Raw genomic sequence first — 22405 nt, 5'->3', positions numbered from 1 at the left:
CATGGAGCGCGACACCGACCGCTCCCGCGGCTTCACCCGCCGCGCCTTCGCCCTCGGCGGGCTGAAGCTCGGCCTGCTCAGCGTGCTGGGCGGGCGGCTCTACTACCTGCAGGTGGAGGAGAGCGACCGCTACAAGGTGCTGGCCGAATCGAACCGCATCAACATGCGGCTCCTGGCGCCGTCGCGCGGTCTGATCACCGACCGCTTCGGCACCCAGCTCGCGGTCAACGACCAGAACTTCCGGGTCGTGCTGGTGGCGGAGGAGGCGAAGGATATCCAGGGCGTGCTCGGCCGGCTGGCGCAGGGCGTGCCGCTGACCGATGCCGACCTGGCCCGCATCGTCCGCGACGTGAAGCGCCGCCGCGCCTTCGTGCCGGTGACGGTGAAGGAGAACCTCAGCTGGGAGCAGGTCTCCTGGATCGACGTCAACGGGCCGGAACTGCCGGGCCTGTCGATCGAGGTCGGCGAATCCCGCCGCTATCCCTTCGGCACCGAGATGGCCCATGTCATCGGCTATGTCGGCGCCGTGGCCGAGGCCGACCTGACCGGTGAGCCGGTGCTGAGCCTGCCGGGATTCCGCATCGGCAAGTCGGGCGTCGAGCGGCAGTACGAGACCGACCTGCGCGGCGTCGCCGGGTCGAGCCAGGTCGAGGTCAACGCCGTCGGCCGGGTGATCCGCGAGCTGAACCGGGAGGAGGGCAAGCCGGGCCAGGAGGTCCGGCTGACCATCGATTTCGAGCTGCAGCGCTATGTCATGGAGCGGCTGAAGAGCGAGTTCAGCGCCGCCGCCGTGATCATGGACGTGCACAATGGCGACGTGCTGGCCATGGCCTCGCACCCGTCCTACGACGCCAACCTGTTCCCGAACGGCATCAGCACGGCGGATTGGCGCCGCCTGGTCGACGACCCCTACGGCATCCTCAACAACAAGGTGATCAACGGCCAGTACCCGCCGGGTTCGACCTTCAAGATCGCGGTGGCGATGACGGCGCTGGAGGCCGGGGTCACCACGCCGGACCAGCGCGTCTTCTGCCCCGGCTACGTCAATCTCGGCGACCACCGCTTCCACTGCTGGAAGCGCGGCGGCCACGGCAGCCTGAACGTGGTCGACGCCATGGCCCAGTCCTGCGACGTCTATTTCTACGAGATGGCACGGCGGCTCGGCATCGACCGGCTGGCGGAGGGCGCGAACAAGTTCGGCATCGGCCAGAAGCTGGGCGTCGACCTGCCGAACGAGCGGCCGGGGCTGATGCCGACCAAGGCCTGGAAGGAGGGGGCCATGGGCACCTCCTGGCAGCTCGGCGAATCGCTGATCGCCGGCATCGGCCAGGGCTATGTGCTGGCGACGCCGCTTCAGCTCGCCACCATGACCTCGCGGCTGGTGAACGGCGGCAAGGCGGTGGTGCCGCGCCTGGTCATGGCGGTCGGCGACCAGGTGATGCCGGAGACGCCGGACGTCCCGTCGATGGGCTTCGCCAAAGCCCATATCGACACGGTGATGGAAGGCACGGCCGCGGTGATGACCCGCGGCACCGGCCGCAAGTCGCAGATCAAGCAGAAGGGCATGGAGATGGGCGGCAAGAGCGGCACCAGCCAGGTCCGCCGCATCAGCATGGCCGAACGCGCCGCCGGGGTGAACCCGGACAACTGGCCGTGGAACCAGCGCCACCACGCCTGGTTCGTGGCCTACGCCCCGGTCGGCGCGCCGCGCTACGCCTGCTCGGTGATCGTCGAGCATGGCGGCGGCGGCAGCGAATACGCGGCGCCGATCGCCCGCGACATCCTGCTGGAATGCCAGCAGCGCGAGTCCGGCCGGCGCCTCCTGTCGGCCGCGCCGGGAGAGGGCGCCGATAAAGGTTGAGAGTTTCGTGAAGAAAGGGTTGCAACCCGTCCGGCCGTTGGCTATATCACCGGCCGTCCCGAGCGAACGGGCGCATAGCTCAGTTGGTAGAGCAGCTGACTCTTAATCAGCGGGTCCTAGGTTCGAGCCCTAGTGCGCCCACCAGTTCGCAGGATGGAAAGAGCAGGGCCCGCTTCGGCGGGCCTTTCTTTTGCCCGCCTCGGCTTGGTTGTTCGGACCGTCCCGTCACCCCTCCTTTACGATCCGCTGCAGCAGGTCGCGGAAACGGGCGGTCTCTTCGACCGTCAGCGGCCGGGCGGCGAGCGGGTGGACCTCGTCGCGGCGCTCCGGCGGCAGGGTCAGGGAGCGCCAGCTGGAGGCGGCGCCGGCGGCCAGCCGGCGCGACAGGAAGCTGCAGCCGCGGCGGAAGAAATCGGCCTCCCAGGCGTCGAAAGGCTGGTCTAGCCGCTCCAGGTAGCGGGAAGCCCATTCGGCGATCTCGGAGAGCGGCTCGCGGCGCTGGCCTCCGGGCATGGGATCGACCTCCGACTCCAATCCTTGCGGGCCCGAAGCCCGATTGCGCCCGGAATAGGACGACAGTCGTTAATCCTTCGTGAATTCCGCCCGGGGGGCGTGGCCGGGCCCGAGCTGCAGCGCCGCCTCGATCCGCTGCAGCCGGGCCAGGGCCGAGGCCAGGCCGGCGCAGAGCAGCCACAGCACCAGCCCGGAGACCACCGCGCCGCCGCCCATGGTCCAGGCCTCGGCCCGCAGTTGCCGGCTCAGCCCCGGCCCGTCGCCGATCATGTCCGCGAGGGCGGCGATGCGGGCGTCCGGCATGCCCAGCATGTCGGCCGGCCGGTCGGGAATCAGGGCGGAGACCTGCCCAAGCATGTCGGCGGTGCCGAGCAACCGGGCGGCCAAGATATAGCCGGCCAGGAGGCCGGCGACGAACAGGGCGGCGCCGAGGACGTGGAGCGCGACCGCCAGGCCGGGCATGCGCAGGCTGTCCGGGTCGCGGCTGGACAGCGGGCGTCGGTCCCTGGAGGCCTGGAGCATGGATCCCCTCGCGCGATCCGGAAGGGGCGGCGGGCGGGTCCGACGGGCCCCCCGGATCACGCCGATCTTAAAGCGGCGCGTTTTCCGAGGCGAGGGGGCGCCATGCGGGCGGTTTCAGACGCCGGCGGGCACCGGCGCCGGCTGCACGGCGTAGCCGACATAGAGCGGGTGCTTGGGCGAACCGTCGGCGGTGATGGCGAGCGCGTGCGGCACCGCCCCGGCCTCGGCCAGCATCCGCAGCAGCGCCCGGCCCCAGCCGGGGCGCACGGCGTCGCAATGCCGGCCCCAGCCGCAGACCACCAGCGCCGCGGCGCGGGCGGCCTGGACGATCGCCTCCGGATTGCCGGGGCCGACCGGATCGGGATCGGCGTAGAGCGCCTTCGGATCGGTCGAGCGCAGGGCGAAGGCGTTGGTGACGATCAGCCCGCCATAGCCCATCGCCCGGGCCCGGCGCTCGCAGCGCTCGACCGTCGGGTCGTTCTTGACCTCGTCGGCCGTGGACGGGTTCAGCAGCAGGAAGTTGGCCGGCGGCGCCGACCGGTCCCAGCGCCGCCACAGCAGGGTGCGGTAGCGGCCGCAATCGCTGAAGACGGCGCCGCGGTCAGTGAACAGGTCGGGCTGGGCCATGCCGGTCTCCGGTCGGGATTGGCCGTTCTTAGCCCAGCGATGCGGCGGCGTCTAATCATGCGGTCCGAGGGCGCGGAGCTGCGCTTCGGCCCGGTCGAGGCCGAGCGCCAGCAGCGCCGCGATCTCGTCCTCGCGCAGCCCCTTCTCCAAAGCGCGCCAGCGCAGCTCACAGCGCCGCACCGCGTCTTCGAGATCGGCCTGGGATCGGATGTCCCGGATCGGACGCATCGGGCGGACGGCTCCTCGGATGTCGGGGCGGGCAAGGTTTCGCGGGCGGATTCGGCACAGCGAATCCAGGGGCGTCGTCGCGGCGGGTCTCGCGGCCATCAGGGGTCTCGCTGGGATGTTTGTTCTTGATTTGTTCTATACGATAGCAGCGCCTGAGTCGAGTCCGCGGATGCGTCGGCCGCCTCAGGCCGGATAGCGCTCGACCAAGTAGAACAGCAGCTTGGGCTTGTAGGGGACGACCCGGACGCGCTTGAAGCCGGCGTGCCGCAGCAGGGCCGAGAGCTCCGCCGAATTCAGCGCGTTGACCCAGCCGAGCGACCAGCGGTCGCGGCCGATGTTCCGATCCAGCGGATGATAGCTCAGCAGGGCGCGGGGCACCGCCACCCGCAGGCCGCGCAGGAAGCGCGGCACGTCATAGATGTATTCCAGCACGCCGAGGGCGAAGGCCATGTCGGCCGCGATGTCGGGAAACGGCTCCCGGTTCAGGTCGCGGACGATGGTGCGCTCGTCGCGGCGGACGCAGTCGAGCGGCAGATAGGTGCAGCCCTCCGGCAGCGCACTCTCCAGCGCCATGGCGCCGCAGCCGATGTCCAGCACCCGCAGGCCCGGGCGAGCGTGGACGGCGGCGGCCCGGGCCCGCTCGGCCCAGGACTCCAGCTTGCCCATATCCTCCCGCGACCAGCGGTCGACCAGCGTCGCCCGCTGCTTCGCCGCCGCGATCGTGGCGCGGCGGCGCTCCTCCGGATCGTTGTCCCCGGCCCAGTCCGACATCGGCCTATCCCCTCGAGGGTTGGCCCCTTCCGGCGGCGAGGTTACCCCGTTTCTCAGAAGCGCACAGCGAGGCGTCCGGTCACGGCATAATCGTCGCCGCCGTCGCGGCCTAGCGTGGTCTCGCCGCCGAGGTGCGTCGTCACCGCCGGGATCAGCCGCACGGCGACGCCGCCGGCCAGCCGGCCATAGGCGCCGCCGGACGCCTCGACCTCCTGGACGCGCCCGACATCCGGGACGGTGACGAGCGCGGTGTCGATCGAGCGGCCGCCGCCCAGCAGGTCGCCCTCCACCGACAGCTCCAGATGCGGCGTGACCACGGTGCTGCCGGCCTCGAACCGCGCGGCGGCGGCGATGCCGGCGCTGCCGATCAGCGCTTCCGCCGTCTGCCCCTCGACCGTCATGTCCAGGCCGGGCGCGCCGGATTCGGAATAGCGGTCGATCTCCACCCGCGAATAGCGCAGCCCGAGCACCGGGCCGAAGGTGAAAGCGTCGACGGTAAGGCGATAACCGGCCCGGCCGAAGACGCTGAGGCTGTTGCCGTCCGGGTCGGCCTCGGCGCGCAGCTGCGGCACATAGGTCCGGCGCTCCAGCTCGTAGCTGTCGAAGCCCCAGGCGACGCCGGCGCCGCCGAACATCGCGCCGTCGTCATAGCCGGCCACGGCGCCGATGCGGACCGAGCTGTAGTCGACCGTGCCCCAGCCCCGGTCGAGGTCGGCGTCGCCGTTGTCGTAGGCGGCGACGAGGCCGAGCGTGACCCGGTCGAGCGGCCGCATCGTGACGCCGCCCGTGATCGAGGTGACGCCGTAGTCGAAGCCGGCGGCCCCGCGGTCGAAGCCCTGGCTGCCGAAGGCGCGCTGCAGGGTCAGAAAGCCGTCGACCGGGCGGTCGGACGGGGCCGGCGGGCCAGCCAGCATCGGGCCGCCTTCGCCGCCGACCGCGTCGCCGACCCGGCGCAGGAAATTGTCGCTGGCCAGCAGGGCCAGGCTGGCCTGGGCGCCGATGGTGCTGGGCGCCATCAGCGTGTCGGCGGCGTATTCCGCCAGCAGCTGGTGGCCCAGCGCGGTCGGATGCACGCTGTCCCAGAACAGCCGCCCTTCCGGGTCGCGGCAGACCGATCCGGGCGTGACATAGGAGGGCAGGGACGTGGCGCTGGCGACGCAGGCCTCGGTGACGTTGCCGAAGCCGAAGCGGGCCGGGTCGGCCAGCACGGTCTTGAGGCCGGTGGCGAAATCGGCCACCACGACCTGCACGCCCAGCTCGCGGCCCAGCGCGCCCATCTGCCGGTTCAGCGCCTCGGCATGACTCTCGGACAGGGCGCTGGCCAGGGCCTGGCCGGCGGTGCCGCGATAGGCCGGGGTCGAGCCGAGATCCGGCACGTTCGGCACCAGGATCGTCTTCGCCCCGGCCGCGACCAGCTTGCGAATGTCGGCGTCGATGTTGCCGACAGTGCGGGCCACCTCGGCCTGCACCCCGGCCGGCGAGGGCGTGCCGCCGAGCCAGGCGAAATAGTCGTTGGCGCCGCCGTACAGCACCACCAGGTCATGGGCGCCGAAGCGGCCGCCCGAGCCGGCATAGCCGTCGATCTGGTCGCGGATGCCGGGCAGGGTGACGCCGCCCTGCGCCAGCAGCGGGTTGGCGATGTTGCCGCTGTCGGTCTCGGCGCCGCCGACGGCGAGGTTGCGGCCCGGCTCCGCGTCCAGGCCCAGGAGTCCGGGCAGGCGCTCGGCATAGGTCGGACCGTTCGAGAAGCGGGCGTCGAAATAGGGCGGCGACACCGGGAAGCGCAGCGGGAAGGCCGGGTTCTGCTGCTGGATCAGCCCGGGAATCCGGCCGCGGTCGCTGAGGCTGTCGCCGAACACCGAGACGGAGGAATAGGGCTCCTCGGCCTCGGCCATCGCAGCCGGAACCGCGACGGCGAGCAGCGCCATCGCCATGCAACGCTTCATGAGCAATCCCCCGGACCGGTGGAGCGAATCCTCGACCAGGACCGGATGCTACATGAGCGCAGCGCCGGGCCACACCCGGAATGGCGTTCCGGCGGTCCGGGCCTGGTTCAGCGCCAGCCCATGCGCCAGCCGTAATGCGGGTGCCACCAGCCCCAGCCATAGACCCGGTGATAGCGCCAGAGATAGCCGGGCCCGGGTGCCACACCGACCGGCGCGACATAGACGACGCCGGGAGGCGGCGCGACGGGCTCGACCACCGCGACCGGGGGCGGCGCCGCGACGGCAACGGCCGGGCGGGGATGCACCGGGTAGGCGGGATAGGCGACGCAGCCGGCCAGGGCGGCGACCGCGGCGGCAGCGGCCGCGATCCGGACCAGGGGCAGTGACGTGTGCGGCATCGGGATGTCCATGTCGTGAGTCCGGACCCGGAGGGGGCCGGAGCGTCACGGCGATAACGGACATCGTGGTCGGTCGGCTCTCCGCCTTACCGCGAATTAAGGACCGCGTCAGCCCGCGGCCGCCGCGGCCTCGCGGATCAGGGCGGCGCGGGCGGGGGAGGCGCCCTCCGTCGGCCACGGCTCCAGACTTAGCTGGCGGCGGCCCAGCGTGGTCAGGTCGGCCTCGGTGCCGCGGCCGCGATAGGCCTTCTCGCGATGCTCGGGCGAAAAGTCGGGCGGGGTCTCGCCGGCCAGGAAGCGGGCGCGCTGCCGGGCGGCGTATTCCGCGTTCTTGGCGCAGAGCGGGCCGGCACCGATGAACATGACATTGGAATAGTCGGCGCCGCGATGCTCGTCGCCCACCGCATGGATGCAGTCGGGGTGCCACCACACCGTGTCGCCCGGCTCGGCATAAGGGATCGAGACCTGGGCGTCGACCAGCGGCTGGTGCCATTCCGGCAGGATCGCCTGCGCCTTGCCGCGGGCGGCGCCGCAGATCATGTCCTCCGGCACGTCGGCCAGCAGCGGCCGCAGCAGCAGATAGGCGATCGAGTGCCGGATCATCGGCACCACCTGCAGCGTGCCGTCGTTCTTCCCCTGGCCGGTCAGGGCCAGCCAGCCCTGATAGGAGCGGAAGAAGGTGCTGGTGTTGGGGGCGGGGAACTCGCGCGCCTCGACCCGGAACTCGCCGTCGAACGGGTCGTGCCGCCCCCAGTCGCCGCTGAAGACATGGCGGTAGACGCGGCGGTAGCCGGGATCGAGCCAGCGCTCGATCGAGCCGCCATCCATGTGCGGCGACAGGCCGAGCGTGGTGTCGCCCGGCTGCCGGCGGCGCACCCGGTCGGCATAGGTGACCTCGCGGTCCGGGTCGAAGAAGAACCGGCTCGCCGTCGTCTCGTCGCCGCTGTCGCAGAAGCGCCAGAGCCGGTTCATGAAACGTCGCGCCGCCGCCATGTTCGGGTGCTGCCGCGCCTCGACCTGCGGCCGCGACCAGTAGATGGCGAAGATCTGCGGCGTCTTGGCGCTCAGGCCGCCGAAGTACTTCTGCAGGTTGCCGTCGTCCTTCTGGCTGGCATAGCCGTTGTCGTCGATGTACTGCGCGACCGCATCGTTCCAGCGGGTGATCTGCCCGCGGTCGACCGTGCCGCGGATCAGGGCGGCGCCGCGGCGCCGGATCTCCGCCGCCGTCTCGGCGGGAACCGAGTTTTCGACGATGTCGGCGAAGCGGACCCCCGGAACCGGGGACCGGCCTTTGGCATCGCTCTCGCGGACCGCATCGGCCTCGCGCCGCACCGCATCCTCCAGCCGCCGCCAGACCCCGGCGACGTCGCCGATCGTGCCCCGCAGCTCCCGCTTCATCGCGCGGATCCGCGCGGCATCATCGATCTCGGTCATGGCCCTGTCCGACGCACCGGTGTCATCGGCGGGCACCCTGCACCCGGCGCGCCCCGGCGTAAAGATGCAGGGGCGCGCCGCCCAGGCGCTCAGAGACCGTTTGGAAATGCCACTGGCGCGGCCGTCTGACGGCGGTTTCTGCGCTTCCGGTGCTCACGCACCAGACGTGCGCTGCGCTCCGGTTCTCGAAACCACCGCCAGCCGACTCACGCCAGCGCATTTCCAAACGGCCTCTCAGAGCACGAAGTCCTCGGCGATCACGGCCGGGACGCCCCGGAGCGAGATCTTGAAGTCGGCGAACCCGTCGCCGTCGACATCGCCGGACGCCTGTGCGCCGGTGCCGGTGACGATGTAGTGCAGCTCGCCGGCCCGCTGGCTGAAGGCGGCGGTGCCGATGAAGACGAAGGCCTGGTCGCCCGCCTCGGCGATGTCGGCATCGATGGCGGAGAGGTCCATGCGGTCGCCGGCGGCGCGGTCGTAATCGGTGATCTCGTCGCCGAAGTGAAGAGCGTCGATGCCGAACAGGAAGCGGTCGGCCCCGGCCCCGCCGGTCATGATGTCGGTGCCGTGGCCGCCGATCAGCACGTCGCGGCCGGCGCCGCCGTCCAGCGTATCGTTCCGGTTGCCGCCGACCAGCACATCGTTTCCGCCGCCGCCGATCAGCGTGTCGGCGGCGGAGCCGCCGTCGAGCCGGTTGGCGAGATCCGAGCCCACGAGCAGGTCGCTGAACACGGACCCCACGACGTTCTCCACGCCCTCGTAGTGGTCGCCGGCCGCCTCGCCGGCCAGGCCGATCCCGGCGGAAAGATCGACCGTGACGGCGGCGCCGGCGTGGCGGTAGGACGCGGTGTCCATGCCGTCCCCGCCGACCAGGTGGTCGGCGCCGATGCCGCCGTCGAGATGATCGTCGCCGGCGCCGCCGACCAGCTTGTCGTCGCCCGCGAGGCCGAACAGCCCGTCGTCGCCGTCGAGGCCGAGAATGCCGTCGCTGTCCGCCGTGCCGACGAGACGGTCGGGACGTTCCGTACCGATGATGGTGGTCATGATGGTCTCCCGGCGCCGGCGCCTCGTTCAGAGGCCGGCGCTGACTTGGGAAAAGGGGAAGACAAGGGGAGGCCGCCCGCAACCGCGGCCTCCCGAGGGATCGCTCAGAGATAGAAATCGCTGGCGATCAGGCCCGGCGCGTCGGTGAACTTGATCGTGAAGTCGGCGACCCTGTCGCCATTCACGTCACCGGTCAGCACCGTCTCGACGCCGTTGTTGCTGTAGTGCAGCTGCCCGGCCACGCCGGTGAAGGCGGCGGTGCCGATGAAGCTGAAGGCCTGGTCCCCGGCCAGCTTGGTGTTGGCGTCGATGCCGGACAGGGAGATCCTGTCGCCTTCGGAACGGTGGAAGTCCTTGATGGCGTCGACATCGCCCAGGTCGACCTTGGCGAAGGAGAACCGGTCGGCGCCGGTGCCGCCCGAGACGACGTCGTTCCCGTCGCCGCCTCGCAGCAGGTCGCTTCCGATCCCGCCATAGAGCGTGTCGCTGCCGGCATCGCCGGAGAGCTGGTCATCGCCGCCTTCGCCGGCCAGCCCATCGTCGCCCGCCCCGCCGAACAAGTAGTCCCTGCCGTCGCCGGCGTAGACGAAGTCGCGGCCGTCCTGCGTGGTGATGTAGTTCTCGGCGCTCGATCCAATCACGGTGTCGTTGAACTTCGATCCCTGGAAATCCTCGATGTCCTTGCCGAGGTAGTCTCCTTGGGCATCGCCGCCGCTGGCCGTGCCGCCGCGCAGATCGACCCAGACTCCAGCGGTGGAGTTCAGGTAGCTCACGGTGTCCTCGCCGGCACCGCCATACATGGTGTCGGCGCCCTTGCCGCCGATCAGGCGGTCGTTGCCTTCATGCCCGGAGAGGTAGTCGTCTCCGGTATACCCATCGAGGGTATTGCCGGCAGCGTCGCCGAGCAGGTAGTCGCCATGGCTGGACCCGTTGAGGTTTTCCACGCTCGAAAACGTGTCCCCCTCGGCGGTGCCGTAATAGCCGCGACTCCTGAGATCCACCCAGACATAGGTGGCGCTGTCACCGTAGGTGGCCGTGTCCGAGCCGGACCCTCCGGACAGGTAGTCGGCGCCGGCGCCGCCTTCCAGAATGTCGTTTCCGTAGCCGCCGACGAGCGAATCGATGCCGCCGGCGCCGTAGAGATAGTCGTCGCCATTGAGGCCGCCGAGGACGTTGCCGGACGCGTTGCCTATCAGGAAGTCGGCGTGGTTGGACCCGACCAGGCCCTCGACGTCGCTGGCGACGTAGTCCCCTTCCGCGGTGCCGCCCATGCCGTGGCCACCGATCACGGCCCACACGCCCGTCGCGCTGTCGTCATAGTAGGCGTAGTCGAAATCGGCACCGCCGGCCAGGTAGTCGGCGCCGAGGCCGCCTCTCAGGACGTCGTAGCCCGAGCCGCCGAACAGCGAGTCATTGCCGCCGAGGCCGAAGAGCGTATCGTTGAGCCCGAAGCCCGAGATGGTGTCGCCGTCCTGGGTGCCGTAGAGCACGTCATGGACGTTATCTTTTCCTGGAATGTAAGCCATGGTTTCTCCCTTCCGGCTCCCGTCTCGCGGGTGCCGCTCTCAGTCATGGTGTGATCTCTGGTAGCCGTCTCTCGATCGGCCGCCGTTGTGCTGCAAAGATCGAAAAAATGTCCTTGCATGATCTGGTTTGACAGAAGAGAGGCCAGGTTCGTGTTCCCTGCGGAACGTCTGTTCCTATTTTTACTATGGCTTTTCTGTGGCGGCCCGGACGATCAGGCGTCGCCGGATTCGGCGATGTCGGCCAGCTGCTCGAGATCGTGCAGCACCAGCCCGCCGCGCTCCCGGCGCAGGATGCCGTCGCTGATCCAGCGGCCGAGCTGCAGGTTGACCTTGGAGCGGCTGGCGGCGATCAGCAGGCCCAGGTCGCGCTGCGACAGCACCGGCGGCAGCGCCGGGCGGCCGGAGACGGAGCCGGCGAGCGGCGTCTCGCTGAGGTCCAGCAGCAGCCGCGCCAGCCGCGCCGGCAGGTTGAACAGCGCCACCCCTTCGAGCTGGTCGCTGGTCCGCCGCAGGCGATCCGTCAGTAGCTCCATCAGCTTCAGGCAGGTGTCCGGCGACTGGCGCAGCAGCCGCAGCATCTCGCGCCGCTCCAGCACCAGCAGCCGGCAGCCGCCCAGCGCGACGGCGTCGGCGCTGCGGCCCCGGCCGTCGAGCAGCGACATCTCTCCGAGGAGGTCGCCCTCGGTCAGGATCGCCAGCAGGATCTCGCGTCCCTGCGGCGAGGTCCGGCGCAGCGCGACGCGGCCGGAGGCCACGATCATCACGCTGTCGCCCGGATCGCCGCGCAGGAAGATCGTGTCGCCGTCGGCATAGCATCGTTCGATCAGCCGCGCGGCGGCGGCATCGCGCAGCGCCGGCGGGCAGGCGGAGAACAGCGGTGTTCCGGCCAGGAGGTGCTGGCCTCGCACCGAAGGTGTCATGCAGTTCATGGCGATCCCCAGCGGCCGTTCGGAGAACGGCCGTCCATGTTGACGTCGGTGGTGCAGGGGGCGGTCTCGCCGCAGCGCCGTCGCGCAGCGACGATGATCGGCCATGATCGTGGACCATGGACCCGGTCGTTCCGAGTGCCTGCCGATCAGGTACCCCTCACGTTCGGCCATTATCCGGGGCGGAGGCGGGCCCCCTCAATACCTCACAAATAGGGTATCGGGAGGCGGTGCGTTGCCGGTCGGTGCAGGAGGATCAGCCCTCGATCAGGCCCAGCTGCAGGGCTGTGGCGACGGCTTCGCTGCGGCTGGTCGCCTTCAGCTTGCGCCGGGCCGAGGCGAGATAGTCGTTGACGGTGTGCATCGACAGGCCGAGCCGCCGGGCGATCTGCTTGCTCGAGGCGCCGCGGGCGACCCAGGCGAGGCAGTCGAGCTCGCGCGGCGCGACGACATCGGGGCCGATGGCGGCCGGCGGCCTGGGCTGCGCGGCGGCGAGCCGCCGCCTGATCGCCAGCGCCCGGCCGAGATGCGGGCCGAGATGGCGCAGCAGCTGGATCTCATCGTCGCCCCAATCCGGACGGCGCCGGGTCCGCCAGAGCGAAAGGTGGGCCGCCAGCCCCTGCCGGTCGACGTCGATCCAGTAGAGCCCGCTGTGCCGGCCCTGCGGCCGCGCATAGTCGGCGTAGAACTCGGTCCGCAGGAAGGCGGCGTCCGGCACCAGCATGCGGTCGACGAAGACCGCCCCGGCCGACAGACGCGGCAATGCCGGCAGGACCGGCCAGGTGGCGTGGTAATGCGCGTTGTAGAGCGGCACGTAGCCGGGGTCGACGCGAAGGCGGACGGCTTCGTCGTTCGGCAGGGGCGTCCCGGTCGGATGCAGCGCCGCCGCGGAATCGCTGCCGAGCAGCTCCGCCAGGCCGGTGAGCAGCGCCGTCCAGCTCTCGCGGCCGAGGGCGGCGTCGTAGGCCTGGGCGATCAGGGCCGAGAGGGCGCCCTCGCCGGAATGCCGGGCCGGGTCAGCCATCGATCAGCCCCGAGGACAGAGCCATCGCAACGGCCTCGCTGCGGCTCGCGGCCTTCAGCTTGCGTCTGGCCGTGGCGAGATAGGCGTTGACGGTGTGCATCGACAGGCCGAGCTGCCGGGCGATCAGCTTGCTCGAGGCGCCGCGGGCCACGCCGGCCAGGCAGGCACGCTCCTGCGGCGCCAGAAGCTCGGCCGCGGCCGCCGGGGATCGGGGAGAACGTGCGGTGAGGCACTGTTCGATCTGCAGTGCCCTGGCAAGGTGCGGCCCGATCGCGCCCAGCACGCGAAGCGCCGTCGCCTCCCAGGCCGGCTGCCATCGCTGCCGCCACAGGCAGAGGAACTTCCGGCCGGCCCCGTCGCCATCGCCGACCCAGATGAGATTGCTGTACTTGCCCTGCGGCCGGATGTGGTCGTGGTAGAATTCCGTCCTCGTATAGACCGCCTCCGGCACCAGCATGTGGTTGGTGCAGACCGATCCGGCCGGCAAGCGGGACATGACCGGCAAGGTCGGCGACAGCCGGTGGTAGTGGTCGTTGTAGGGCGGGATGAAGGCCGGATCGCAGCCGACATGGACCGAGCGCTCCGCCGGTGCTTCGTACCCGGCCGCGAACAGCGCGCCGGACTCGGCGCCCAGCAGATCCCGCAGGCTGGTCAGCACCGTTTCCCAGGCGTCGTCGCCAATGCCGGCGTCGTAGGCCTGGCCGATCAGCCTGAGAAGCTCGTCCTCGCCGGGAGGGGAAGAGGGCGGGATGCGCGGCTCGGCCCGCAGCCGGCTTCGGCCGGGGGCGGCGGTCATCCCGTGAAGGGCGGCGGCGGACGGATCAGGACAATCGAGCATCGGCCTCGTGGGGATGCGGAGCGCGCGGGCGGCGCCCATGGTGATGCCGGGGACCGGCGTTCCCGATCCGCCGGGCATCATTGCGTTTGAGAAGCGGTCTCAGTGTTACCCGGGTCACACCCACGCCACCTCGACGTCCCGCACGGTCGGTCCGGCCCGGGATCCGGATCGGGCCGCTCCCATAGCGCTATGACTTGGCAGGGGGGTGCCGGACAAGCGATCATTTCCGCATCAATGAATGAGGCGGGCTCATCCATGGGGCTGACGACGCTCGCGACGCCTCCGGACGCGCGGCCTGCCGCGGGGGACGGCCCGCCGGCCGTGGTTCGATGCCGACGGTGACGCGGCGGCTGCCGCCGCTGGAATCGCTCCGCGCCTTCGAGGCGGTGGCCCGGCTCGGCAGCTTCAAGCGCGCGGCCGAGGAGCTGGCGGTCACCGCCAGCGCTGTCAGCCATCGCGTCGCCGACCTCGAGGCGGAACTCGGCGTGGCGCTGCTGGTCCGCCATGTCCGCCGCGTCGAGCTGTCGGTCGAGGGCGAGGCCCTGGCCGCCGGGATGGGCCGGGCCCTGCAGGAGATCCGCCGCACCGTGGCCGGCGTCGACCGGCGGGGGCGGGCGCGGCTGCGGGTCAGCGCCATCCCCTCGCATGCGGTCCGCTGGCTGGCTCCGCGGCTGCAGCGGTTCCGGGCGCAGCATCCCGATATCGACATCGACATCATGGCCGACCTCGCCCTGGTCGACCTGTCGCAGCGCACCGCCGACATCGCCCTGCGCTTCGGCGGTGGGGCCTATCCGAATCTCCGCGTCGAGCCGCTGATGGCCGATGCGATCTTCCCGGTCGCCAGCCCCGGCTACATCGCCGCGGCCGGGCCGGTCGCCACGCCGGCCGACATCCTGCGCCTCGACCGGCTGATCGACACCACCGCCCGGGATGACCAGAGCGGTGCGCATTGGCAGCACTGGTTCGAGACCAACGGCCTGCCGCTCGACGCGGTCAATGACGGGATGAACCTGAACGGGTCGCTGCTGACCCTCGAGGCCGCGGTGAACGGCCTCGGCGTCGCCATCGCCCGCAGGACGCTGGTCGAGGAGGACATACGGACCGGGCGTCTTCTGCGCCTGCTCGACGCCGAGATCCCGACCAACTGGAACCACTACGCCGTGACCTTGCCGTCGCTGGCCGACTGGCAGCCGGTCCGCCGGTTCATCGACTGGCTGAAGGCGGAGGCGGGCGGCCCCTGAACCGCCGCGCCACCGCCCGGCGTCAGCCGCCGAAGCGCTGCTTCAGGGAATCGAAGCCGGTCTGGAACACACCCTGGCCGATCAGCTTGCGCATCGCCGCCTCGTTCTCGGCCGCCACGTCGAACTCGGCGGTCCATTCGGCGAAGCTGCGGTTGCCGTCGGTGACCGGCAGCAGGCGCAGCGTGGCGACGTAGTTCTCGACCGGCATCGGCGCGGCCAGGATCGCATAGGTGACGCTGTGCTCGGAATCCGAGAGGGTCAGCAGCCTTTCGCGGACGGTGCCGCCGCCGGCCAGCTCCATGCTGCGGACGCAGCCGATGCGGTCGGGGCTGCCGCCATCCTCGACCTTGCTGCTGGCGATGGCGGGATGCCAGTCGGGCAGGGCGTTGAAATCCCGGATCGCCTGCCACACGGTCTCGACCGGGGCGTTGATCACGCTGCTGGTGGTCACTCGGATCATGCTCGCTTCTCCTGGTTGGGACGTCGGAACGAGACCTGCTCGGAGGCGCGGGCCGTGCGAAACGGCCATGGCGTGGCGTCAGTGATGGGCGATGGCGCGGAACTCGCGCACCAGCGCGGCCGCGAACTCCGGGTCGTTGATGGCGTGGGGCAGGCGGATCAGCCGCCGGTTCGGGGTCTGCCGCACCGTCGCCTCCAGCGCCTGGAACAGGGCCTCGTCGGCGGCCGGATCGTGGAACGGCTTGCCGGGCGCATCGATCAGCGACACGCCGCCCTCCGGAATCAGGAAGCGCACCGGTCCGTCCATCCGGTTCAGCTTGGCGCCGATCCAGCGGCCCATCTCCACATTCTCCTCCACCGTCGTCCGCATCAGCGTCACCTGCGGGTTGTGGACGTAGAGATTCCGGCCCAGGAACTTCTCCGGGACCGTCTCCTTCGCCCCGAAATTCACCATGTCGAGCGCGCCGCAGGAGGCGACATAGGGGATGCGGGTGCGGATGATGCTGTCGAAGCGGTCCTCGCCGGCCGGGAACACGCCCCCGACCAGCAGGTCGCAGACCTCGGTCGTGGTGATGTCGATGACGCCGCCGACCAGGCCGGAATCGACCAGCTTCTCCATCGACCGGCCGCCGGTGCCGGTGGCATGGAACACAAGGCAGTCGTATTCGCCCTCTAGATCCCGGCTGACCTGCTCGACGCAGGGGGTGGTGACGCCGAACATGGTCAGGCCCAGCGCCGGCTTGTCGGCGTCGCTGCGCGGCGCCGGATGCGCCACCATCCCGGCCAGGGCGTGGGCGGCGTTGCCCAGCACGGCGCGGGAGATGCGGTTGATCCCGGACACGTCGGTGACCGAGTACAGCATCATGATGTCGGCCGGCCCGACATAGGGCGCGACGTTGCCGGAGGCGACGGTCGAGACCATGATCTTGGGCACGCCGACCGGCAGGTCGCGCATCGCCGGGGTGACCAGCGCCGTGCCGCCGGATCCGCCCAGGCCGATGACGCCGCCGATGTCCGTGCGGCTGCCCAGGAAGCCGCGCAGCGCCTCCGCCATCGCCGTCACCGCACGGCCGCGGTCGTCGCTGAACACGGCGTCGATGCCGCCGGGATGGTGCAGGGCCACCTCGCGGGCGGTGACGTCGATGGGCAGGCCCGCGCCGGGGCCGCCGGGGCCCGTGCCGACATCGACCAGAACCGTCGGGACGCCAAGCGCCTCGACCAGCCCCTTCACATAGGCCAGCTCGCGGCCCTTGGTGTCGCAGGTCCCGATGACATAGGCCTTCATGGCGCATCCTTCCCTGAGGGGGCGCCGGCATCGCCGCGCCGGTTCTTGCCTTCGGTTGTCGGACGCGAATGCTTTCGATGCAAGGGGGTCGCGGGATCAATGTTCTGGCTTCTTTTGTCGGACAACCAGGGTCTATGCTGCGGCAACGAGCAGCCGGGAGAACGCCCATGACCAGCCTGACGCGCCTGGACCACGTCAACATCTGGACCGCCGACCAGAAGCGGCTGATCCGCTTCTACCGCGATGCGCTGGGCCTGGAGCCGGGGCCGCGGCCGGATTTCCCGTTCCCCGGCGCTTGGCTCTATCTCGGCGACCAGGCGGTGGTGCATCTGGTCGAAGTGAAGGAGCGGCTGCATCCGGAGCAGGTGCAGCTGTCGCATTTCGCCTTCCAGAGCAGCGGCAACCTCGACGACTTCCTGGCCCATCTGAAGGGCCTCGGCATCGAGACCAAGCTCGGCCGGCCGCCGCGCAGCGGTCTGATCCAGGTCAATTTCCACGACCCGGACGGCAACCACGTCCATGTCGACTTCAAGGACGGGACCACGCCCGACCTGGTGCCGTACCGGGAAACCGCCTAGCCAGACCGGCGCTGCGTCGGCTCCAGGCATCCGGCCGTCGCAATCGAGCCTCAGGCGGGGCCCGCTGTCGTGCTAGGTGTCGATGATTGCTTCACGGCCCAGGCCCTTCAGCGAGACGACGCGGCACCATGGCGAAACGGCTGATCCTCAAGCTCTCCTGCACCGACGTCCCCGGCATCGTCGCCCGGATCTCGGACTTCGTGTTCCGCTCCGGGCTCAACATCCTCGAGAGCGCGCAGTTCTTCGACCGCGACACCGGCCGCTTCTTCATGCGGGTGGTGGCCGAGGCGGTGGAAGGCTCGATCGATCTCGACGAGCTGCGCGAAGGCTTCACCCCGATCGGCAGCGACTACGGCATGGGCTGGGAGATCCATGACGCGGACCGCAAGATCCGTGCCCTGGTCATGGTCTCGAAGTTCGACCACTGCCTGGTCGACCTCCTGTACCGGGTGCAGATCGGGGCGCTGCCGATCGAGATCCCGGCCGTGGTCTCGAACCACCGCGACAGCTACCAGCGGGTCGCCGCCGCCGGCATCCCGTTCCACCACCTGCCGGTGACCCGGGACAACAAGGCGCAGCAGGAGCGCCGGCTGCTGGAGCTGGTGGACGAGGAGAAGATCGACCTCGTCGTCCTGGCCCGCTACATGCAGGTGCTGTCCTCCGACCTGTGCCGGAAGATGGAAGGGCGGGTGATCAACATCCACCACTCCTTCCTGCCCAGCTTCAAGGGCGCCAAGCCCTACCACCAGGCTCATGCCCGCGGCGTCAAGCTGATCGGCGCCACCTCGCACTACGTCACCGACGACCTGGACGAAGGGCCGATCATCGACCAGGACGTGACCCGGGTCGATCACACCGCTTCGGCCGAGGACCTGGTCGGCATCGGCCGAGACGTCGAGAGCGTGGTGTTGGCCCGCGCCCTGAAATACCACTCCGAGCATCGCGTGCTGCTGAACGGCGCCAAGACGGTGGTGTTCCGCTGACGACCCTCGCCCGGTTTGACAGCGGTCTCGCCCTGCCATAACTTAACTGAAAAGTTAAATATGGGATCCGCCGGACCCAACCATAACAACGGGTCCGGCGGGGCGAGGGAGAGACGAGCATGGCACACCGGATCCTGGTCCTGGTCGGGACCAAGAAGGGCGCGTTCATCGCCGAGAGCGACCCGACGCGGCGGTCGTGGCGGCTGCGGGGGCCGTTCTGCGAGACTTGGCCGATCAACCATGTCGTCGCCGATCCGGCCTCAGGCACGATCTACGGCGCCGGCGGCAACGAATGGTTTGGCCCGGCGGTCTGGAAATCCACCGATCTCGGCGAGAGCTGGACCCATTCCAGCGAAGGGCTGGCCTATGCCGAGGGGCAGGAGCCGATCAAGGCGGTGTGGAGCCTGGGCGTGCGCAACGACCGGGTCTATGCCGGGGTGCAGCCGGCGGGGCTGTTCCACAGCGACGACGGCGGCCAGTCCTGGACCCATGTCGAAGGGCTGCAGCGGCACCCGACCCGGCCGGAATGGAGCCCGGGAGGGGCGGGGCTGATCCTGCATTCGCTGGTGCTGCATCCGGACGACCCGGACAAGATCTGGGTCGGCATCTCCGCCGCCGGGGTGTTCCACACCGCCGATGGCGGCGAGACCTGGGAGACCCGCAACCGCGGCACCCGCGCCGACTTCCTGCCCGAGGACCAGCGCTATCCGGAGTTCGGGCAATGCGTGCATTGCCTGGTGATGGCGCCGGGCAGGACGGAGCGGCTGTACCAGCAGAACCATTGCGGCATGTATCGCAGCGACGACGGCGGCCGGCGCTGGGACAGCATCGAGGCGGGGCTGCCCTCCAGCTTCGGCTTCCCGGCCGCAGCCCATCCGCGCGACGCCGACACGCTGTTCCTGCTGCCGCTCAACGGCGACATCAAGGGCCGCTTCGTGCCGGACGGTCGCGCCGCGGTCTGGCGCACCCGCGACGCCGGCGCCAGCTGGCAGGATCTGCGCCGCGGGCTGCCGCAGGAGAACGCCTATTTCGGCGTGCTGCGCCAGGCCATGGCGACTGACCGGCTGGACCCGGCCGGCGTGTATTTCGGCACCTCGGGCGGCGCGCTGTTCGCCAGCGCCGACGAGGGCGAGAGCTGGGACTGCGTCGCCCAGCACCTGCCCTCGATCCTGTCGGTCGAGACGCTGGTGGTCGACCGCTGAGCGATGGCCGAGCCGAGGACAAAGCCGGAGGAGGCGCCGGCCGTGCTGGTGCGGCTGCCGACGGCGCTGACCATCCTGTTCCCGGGCGCGCCGCCGCGGGTGGAATTGCGCGCCGGCACGGTGGGCGAAGCGATCGACGGGCTGAACGCACGCTGGCCGGGGATGGGCGACCGGATCCGCGACTCCAGCCCCGCGATCCGGCGCCACATCAACATCTTCGTCGACGGCCGGCGCGCCAGGCTGGAGACGCCGCTGGCGCCGGGGACGGAGGTGTTCGTGCTGACCGCGATCAGCGGCGGCTGACCGCCGCCACGCCGTCGGGACCGCGCTGCGCCAGGGCGAGCAGCAGGAGGCACAGCGCCGAAGCGACGAGGCCGGCGCCGGCCGCGGCCGGCCAGCCCCAATGGCTCGCTGCGGCCGCCAGCAGCGGCGGCCCCAGCAGCGACCCGGAGGCGCCGCCCTGGGCCAGGAGGCCGTTCGCCGTGGCCATGTCGCCGCCGGGCCCGACTGCATCGGGCAGGCGGGCGAAGACCACGGCCGGCACGGCGCCGGAGATCGCGTTGAGGATCGTCGCCGCCATGGCCGGCCACAGCCAGGATCCGCCCGACGGTGTGAACACGGCGAAGAGCAGCAGCGCCGGCACGACGACGCCGACCGCGGTGAAGCCGCCGAGCGGCCGGTCCCGCCGCATCCACCAGGCCGCGGCCAAGCCGCCCAGCACCGCGGAGAAGGCGGCCAGGCCGGTGATCAGCCCGGCCGTGGAGGCCGAGACGCCGCGCTGGTCCGTGAAATAGGCCGGCATCACCGCCAGCAGCCCGACCTCGAACACCGTGTAGCAGGCGAAGCCCACTGCCATCAGCCAGGCCCCGAGCGGCGCGCGAAGGGGATGGGCACCGTCCTTCGCGGCCCGGCGCGGCGCGGCCTCGGGCGGCGTCGGCAGGCGCCAGGACGGCAGCAGCAGCAGGGCCGTCAGCCCGGCGCTGCCCAGCAGCACCCAGCGCCAGGGCGCGGCCTCCACCCCCAGCCCGGCGAGGATGCTGCCGACGGCGAAGCCGACCGGGAAGAAGGTGCTCCACAGCGCCAGGGCGGTGGCCCGCTGCGCCGGCGATGCCGTGGCGATGGTCAGGGTCGGGGCGGCGACCGCGACGGCGAGATAGGCTGCGGCCTCGACGATCCGCCACAGGAACAGCCCGGCGACGGCCGAGGTCACGGCCATGCCGGCGGCGGCGACGGCGAGCAGCAGCAGCCCGGCCAGCAGCGCGCGGCGGGAGCCGACGCGGCCGATCACGACGCCGGCGAACAGCCCCAGCGTGGCGCCGCCGATCTCGAGCAGCGACACCAGCAGCGCCGCCGTGGTGAGGTCGAGGCCGAGGTCGCGCTGCATCGGCGGCAGCAGCGCCGACAGCTTGCCGAGCTGCGCCGCGGCGATCACGCCGGCGGCGTAGATCACCAGAATCGCGGCCCAGGATCCGCGGGACGACATGATCACTCCATGTGCAGGATGGGGCGATCCTAGCGGAGGAGCGGGGGAGGGCGGCTGAATAAGATATTCAGGCGCCGGAGAGTCAGGCCAGCGTCTCGGCCAGGCGCACGAAGGCCCCGTCGGACAGCTGCAGCCGGGTCCAGCGCATCCGGCCTTCGCGGATCGGGACGATCGGCGATCCGTTGGCGCTGGTCGCGATCTCGACCGCGGGCGGTTCGGCCTCGAACCAGCCCTCGCCGGTCAGGGCGGCCTCGGCGGCCTGGATCTCCGGCGTGGCGAAGCGCCAGAGCGAGACGCCCAGCAGCTCCGGCGTGCGGAAGTTCCAGTCGCGGCTGCGCCCGCGCGACGCCGCCAGCAGCCGATGCGTCAGGTCGCAGACCAGATGGGCGCTGCCGGAAGATTCCGTGACCAGCCGGGCCAGGGCGTGGTCGGCGGCGCTGTCCAGCCGGGCGCTCATCAGCCGGCGCAGGCGGGCCTGCTCCTCGGCATCGGGGACCAGCGTGCCGGCCTCCCAGCGCGACACCATCGCCTGCGACACGCGCAGCAGCTCGGCGGCATGGGCTTGCTTCACCCGCCGCAGCGCGCGCCACAGCCGCAGCGACCGGCCGAGGCCGTCGGCGGCGCAGATGCTGTATCCCGGAGCGGTCATGATGCCGTGAAGATGGGCCGAGCGAGGGAGAGAGTCCAGGGCCGAGCAGATCCGAGCAGATCCGAGTCCCCCTCCCGCGAGGGGAGGGGGGACTCAAGAGGAGCGGCGGCAGTCCCTCAGCTCTCCCAATCCGAATTGAGGATCACCTCGGTGAAGTCGACCCGCTTGTAGGTCGGGTCCATCCGGGCCAGGACGTCGGCCTTGACGTTGCCGAAGGTGGTCTGCGGCTTGCGGATGGTGCCGTGGGCGAAGGCCTCGATGATGCCGTGCTTGAAGTCGGGGCCGCGCGGATGGGCGTGCACCACCTGGCGGCGCTGCTCCTGGGTGAAGTCGTGGAAGGCGAGGCCCAGCACGTCCATCTCCACCCCGGCCGTCACCAGCGCCACGACCGGGTGCTTGTGCTCCGGGATGCCGGGCGTGGTGTGCAGGGCGATCGCGTCCCAGACCAGGTCGATGTCGGCGGCCGGAATGCCGTGCCGCTGCAGGAAGTCGCGCGCGGCGTTGGCGCCGTCGACCTCGAAGCGCAGGTCGGGGCTGGCATAGGCGTCGGTCAGCCCCATGTCGTGGAACATCGCCCCGGCGTAGAGCAGCTCGGGATCGAACTTCAGCCCCTTGCGCTGCCCGGTCAGGGCGCCGAACAGGTAGACCCTGGTCGAGTGGTGGAACAGCAGCTCGCTTTCGGTGTCGCGCACCAGCTCGGTGATCTCCCGCGCCATGGCGCTGTCGGGAATGCGGATGCCGGCGATGGACATGGTCTCTGACCTTCCGTCGAAGAGTTTCGGTGCCTTCATGTGAGCCTCCGGCATCGGGAGCCTCAACGCGGCCGGAGCGGCGCTTCCGGACAAGCGCACGCGGAAATCGGACATT

Annotated in this window: 24 protein-coding genes and 1 tRNA gene; 7 read left to right on the top strand and 18 right to left on the bottom strand. The window is 70.7% G+C overall.

Annotation, left to right across the window (positions count from 1 at the left end; translation table 11 throughout):
* Position 1 precedes the first annotated feature (1 nt).
* On the top strand, positions 2-1861 hold the full coding sequence (gene mrdA, locus LG391_RS12260; RefSeq protein WP_225768293.1) for a penicillin-binding protein 2: 1860 nt from the start codon (positions 2-4) through the stop codon (positions 1859-1861).
* A 68-nt stretch (positions 1862-1929) separates the two neighbouring features.
* A tRNA-Lys gene (locus LG391_RS12255) sits at positions 1930-2005 on the top strand.
* An 81-nt stretch (positions 2006-2086) separates the two neighbouring features.
* Here LG391_RS12255 and LG391_RS12250 read toward each other — a convergent pair.
* The 13 genes from LG391_RS12250 to LG391_RS12190 form a co-directional block, all read right to left on the bottom strand.
* The gene (locus LG391_RS12250) at positions 2087-2374 is read right to left on the bottom strand and encodes a hypothetical protein (RefSeq protein ID WP_225768292.1); all 288 of its coding nucleotides are present in this window, start codon (positions 2372-2374) and stop codon (positions 2087-2089) included.
* Between the two features lie 69 nt (positions 2375-2443).
* The gene (locus tag LG391_RS12245) at positions 2444-2896 is read right to left on the bottom strand and encodes a hypothetical protein (protein WP_225768291.1); all 453 of its coding nucleotides are present in this window, start codon (positions 2894-2896) and stop codon (positions 2444-2446) included.
* Positions 2897-3010: 114 nt separating this feature from the next.
* Complete coding sequence (locus LG391_RS12240) at positions 3011-3523, bottom strand: DUF1643 domain-containing protein (RefSeq protein WP_225768290.1); 513 nt, start codon at positions 3521-3523, stop codon at positions 3011-3013.
* Between the two features lie 51 nt (positions 3524-3574).
* Positions 3575-3751, bottom strand: a complete 177-nt coding sequence (locus LG391_RS12235) for a hypothetical protein (protein WP_225768289.1) — start codon at positions 3749-3751, stop codon at positions 3575-3577.
* Between the two features lie 183 nt (positions 3752-3934).
* Entirely contained in the window at positions 3935-4522 is a 588-nt protein-coding gene (locus LG391_RS12230) for a methyltransferase domain-containing protein (RefSeq protein ID WP_225768288.1), read from the bottom strand.
* Positions 4523-4575: 53 nt separating this feature from the next.
* On the bottom strand, positions 4576-6468 hold the full coding sequence (locus LG391_RS12225) for an autotransporter domain-containing protein (protein WP_225768287.1): 1893 nt from the start codon (positions 6466-6468) through the stop codon (positions 4576-4578).
* A gap of 107 nt (positions 6469-6575) precedes the next feature.
* Positions 6576-6866 carry a hypothetical protein gene (locus LG391_RS12220; RefSeq protein WP_225768286.1) on the bottom strand — a complete coding sequence of 97 codons (291 nt, stop codon included), beginning with the start codon at positions 6864-6866 and terminating at the stop codon, positions 6576-6578.
* 108 nt (positions 6867-6974) lie between these two features.
* A complete protein-coding gene (locus LG391_RS12215; protein WP_225768285.1) occupies positions 6975-8300 on the bottom strand; it encodes a YbiU family protein in 1326 nt (441 codons plus the stop codon).
* Between the two features lie 234 nt (positions 8301-8534).
* Positions 8535-9344 (bottom strand): calcium-binding protein, encoded by an 810-nt coding sequence (locus LG391_RS12210; RefSeq protein ID WP_225768284.1) that lies wholly within the window; start codon positions 9342-9344, stop codon positions 8535-8537.
* Between the two features lie 104 nt (positions 9345-9448).
* The gene (locus LG391_RS12205) at positions 9449-10870 is read right to left on the bottom strand and encodes a calcium-binding protein (protein ID WP_225768283.1); all 1422 of its coding nucleotides are present in this window, start codon (positions 10868-10870) and stop codon (positions 9449-9451) included.
* A gap of 212 nt (positions 10871-11082) precedes the next feature.
* On the bottom strand, positions 11083-11778 hold the full coding sequence (locus LG391_RS12200; RefSeq protein WP_225768282.1) for a Crp/Fnr family transcriptional regulator: 696 nt from the start codon (positions 11776-11778) through the stop codon (positions 11083-11085).
* A gap of 274 nt (positions 11779-12052) precedes the next feature.
* Positions 12053-12820 carry a LuxR family transcriptional regulator gene (locus LG391_RS12195; RefSeq protein WP_225768281.1) on the bottom strand — a complete coding sequence of 256 codons (768 nt, stop codon included), beginning with the start codon at positions 12818-12820 and terminating at the stop codon, positions 12053-12055.
* On the bottom strand, positions 12813-13658 hold the full coding sequence (locus LG391_RS12190; RefSeq protein WP_225768280.1) for a response regulator transcription factor: 846 nt from the start codon (positions 13656-13658) through the stop codon (positions 12813-12815). The genes LG391_RS12195 and LG391_RS12190 overlap by 8 nt, the downstream gene beginning before the upstream one ends.
* A 329-nt stretch (positions 13659-13987) precedes the next feature.
* Here LG391_RS12190 and LG391_RS12185 point away from each other — a divergent pair, with 329 nt between their 5' ends.
* Positions 13988-14899: a LysR substrate-binding domain-containing protein gene (locus tag LG391_RS12185; protein ID WP_225768279.1), complete on the top strand. Its 912-nt coding sequence runs from the start codon at positions 13988-13990 to the stop codon at positions 14897-14899.
* Between the two features lie 22 nt (positions 14900-14921).
* Here the strand turns inward: LG391_RS12185 and LG391_RS12180 are convergent, their stop codons facing one another.
* Both LG391_RS12180 and LG391_RS12175 read right to left on the bottom strand, forming a co-directional pair.
* A complete protein-coding gene (locus LG391_RS12180) occupies positions 14922-15359 on the bottom strand; it encodes an SRPBCC family protein (protein ID WP_225768278.1) in 438 nt (145 codons plus the stop codon).
* Between the two features lie 78 nt (positions 15360-15437).
* Positions 15438-16643 carry a Tm-1-like ATP-binding domain-containing protein gene (locus LG391_RS12175; protein WP_225768277.1) on the bottom strand — a complete coding sequence of 402 codons (1206 nt, stop codon included), beginning with the start codon at positions 16641-16643 and terminating at the stop codon, positions 15438-15440.
* Positions 16644-16810: 167 nt separating this feature from the next.
* Between LG391_RS12175 and LG391_RS12170 the strand changes: the two genes are divergently transcribed.
* The 4 genes from LG391_RS12170 (at position 16811) to LG391_RS12155 (ending at position 19709) form a co-directional block, all read left to right on the top strand.
* Entirely contained in the window at positions 16811-17221 is a 411-nt protein-coding gene (locus LG391_RS12170; protein ID WP_225768276.1) for a VOC family protein, read from the top strand.
* Positions 17222-17349: 128 nt separating this feature from the next.
* The gene (gene purU / locus LG391_RS12165) at positions 17350-18204 is read left to right on the top strand and encodes a formyltetrahydrofolate deformylase (protein WP_225768275.1); all 855 of its coding nucleotides are present in this window, start codon (positions 17350-17352) and stop codon (positions 18202-18204) included.
* 119 nt (positions 18205-18323) lie between these two features.
* Positions 18324-19406 (top strand): exo-alpha-sialidase, encoded by a 1083-nt coding sequence (locus tag LG391_RS12160; RefSeq protein WP_225768274.1) that lies wholly within the window; start codon positions 18324-18326, stop codon positions 19404-19406.
* A gap of 3 nt (positions 19407-19409) precedes the next feature.
* A complete protein-coding gene (locus LG391_RS12155; RefSeq protein WP_225768273.1) occupies positions 19410-19709 on the top strand; it encodes a MoaD/ThiS family protein in 300 nt (99 codons plus the stop codon).
* Here LG391_RS12155 and LG391_RS12150 read toward each other — a convergent pair.
* The 3 genes from LG391_RS12150 to LG391_RS12140 form a co-directional block, all read right to left on the bottom strand.
* Positions 19696-20889 carry a CynX/NimT family MFS transporter gene (locus LG391_RS12150; protein WP_225768272.1) on the bottom strand — a complete coding sequence of 398 codons (1194 nt, stop codon included), beginning with the start codon at positions 20887-20889 and terminating at the stop codon, positions 19696-19698. The two genes, LG391_RS12155 and LG391_RS12150, sit on opposite strands and share 14 nt — an antisense overlap.
* Before the next feature lie 82 nt (positions 20890-20971).
* Positions 20972-21538 (bottom strand): helix-turn-helix transcriptional regulator, encoded by a 567-nt coding sequence (locus tag LG391_RS12145; RefSeq protein WP_225768271.1) that lies wholly within the window; start codon positions 21536-21538, stop codon positions 20972-20974.
* Positions 21539-21654: 116 nt separating this feature from the next.
* Positions 21655-22329, bottom strand: a complete 675-nt coding sequence (locus LG391_RS12140) for an HD domain-containing protein (protein WP_225768270.1) — start codon at positions 22327-22329, stop codon at positions 21655-21657.
* Between the last annotated feature and the right edge of the window lie 76 nt (positions 22330-22405).

It is taken from the genome of Inquilinus sp. Marseille-Q2685, assembly GCF_916619195.1.
GTDB lineage: Bacteria > Pseudomonadota > Alphaproteobacteria > DSM-16000 > Inquilinaceae > Inquilinus.
The sequence above is the reverse complement of the archived record's forward strand: the minus strand, read 5'-3'. Positions and strand labels throughout refer to the sequence as shown.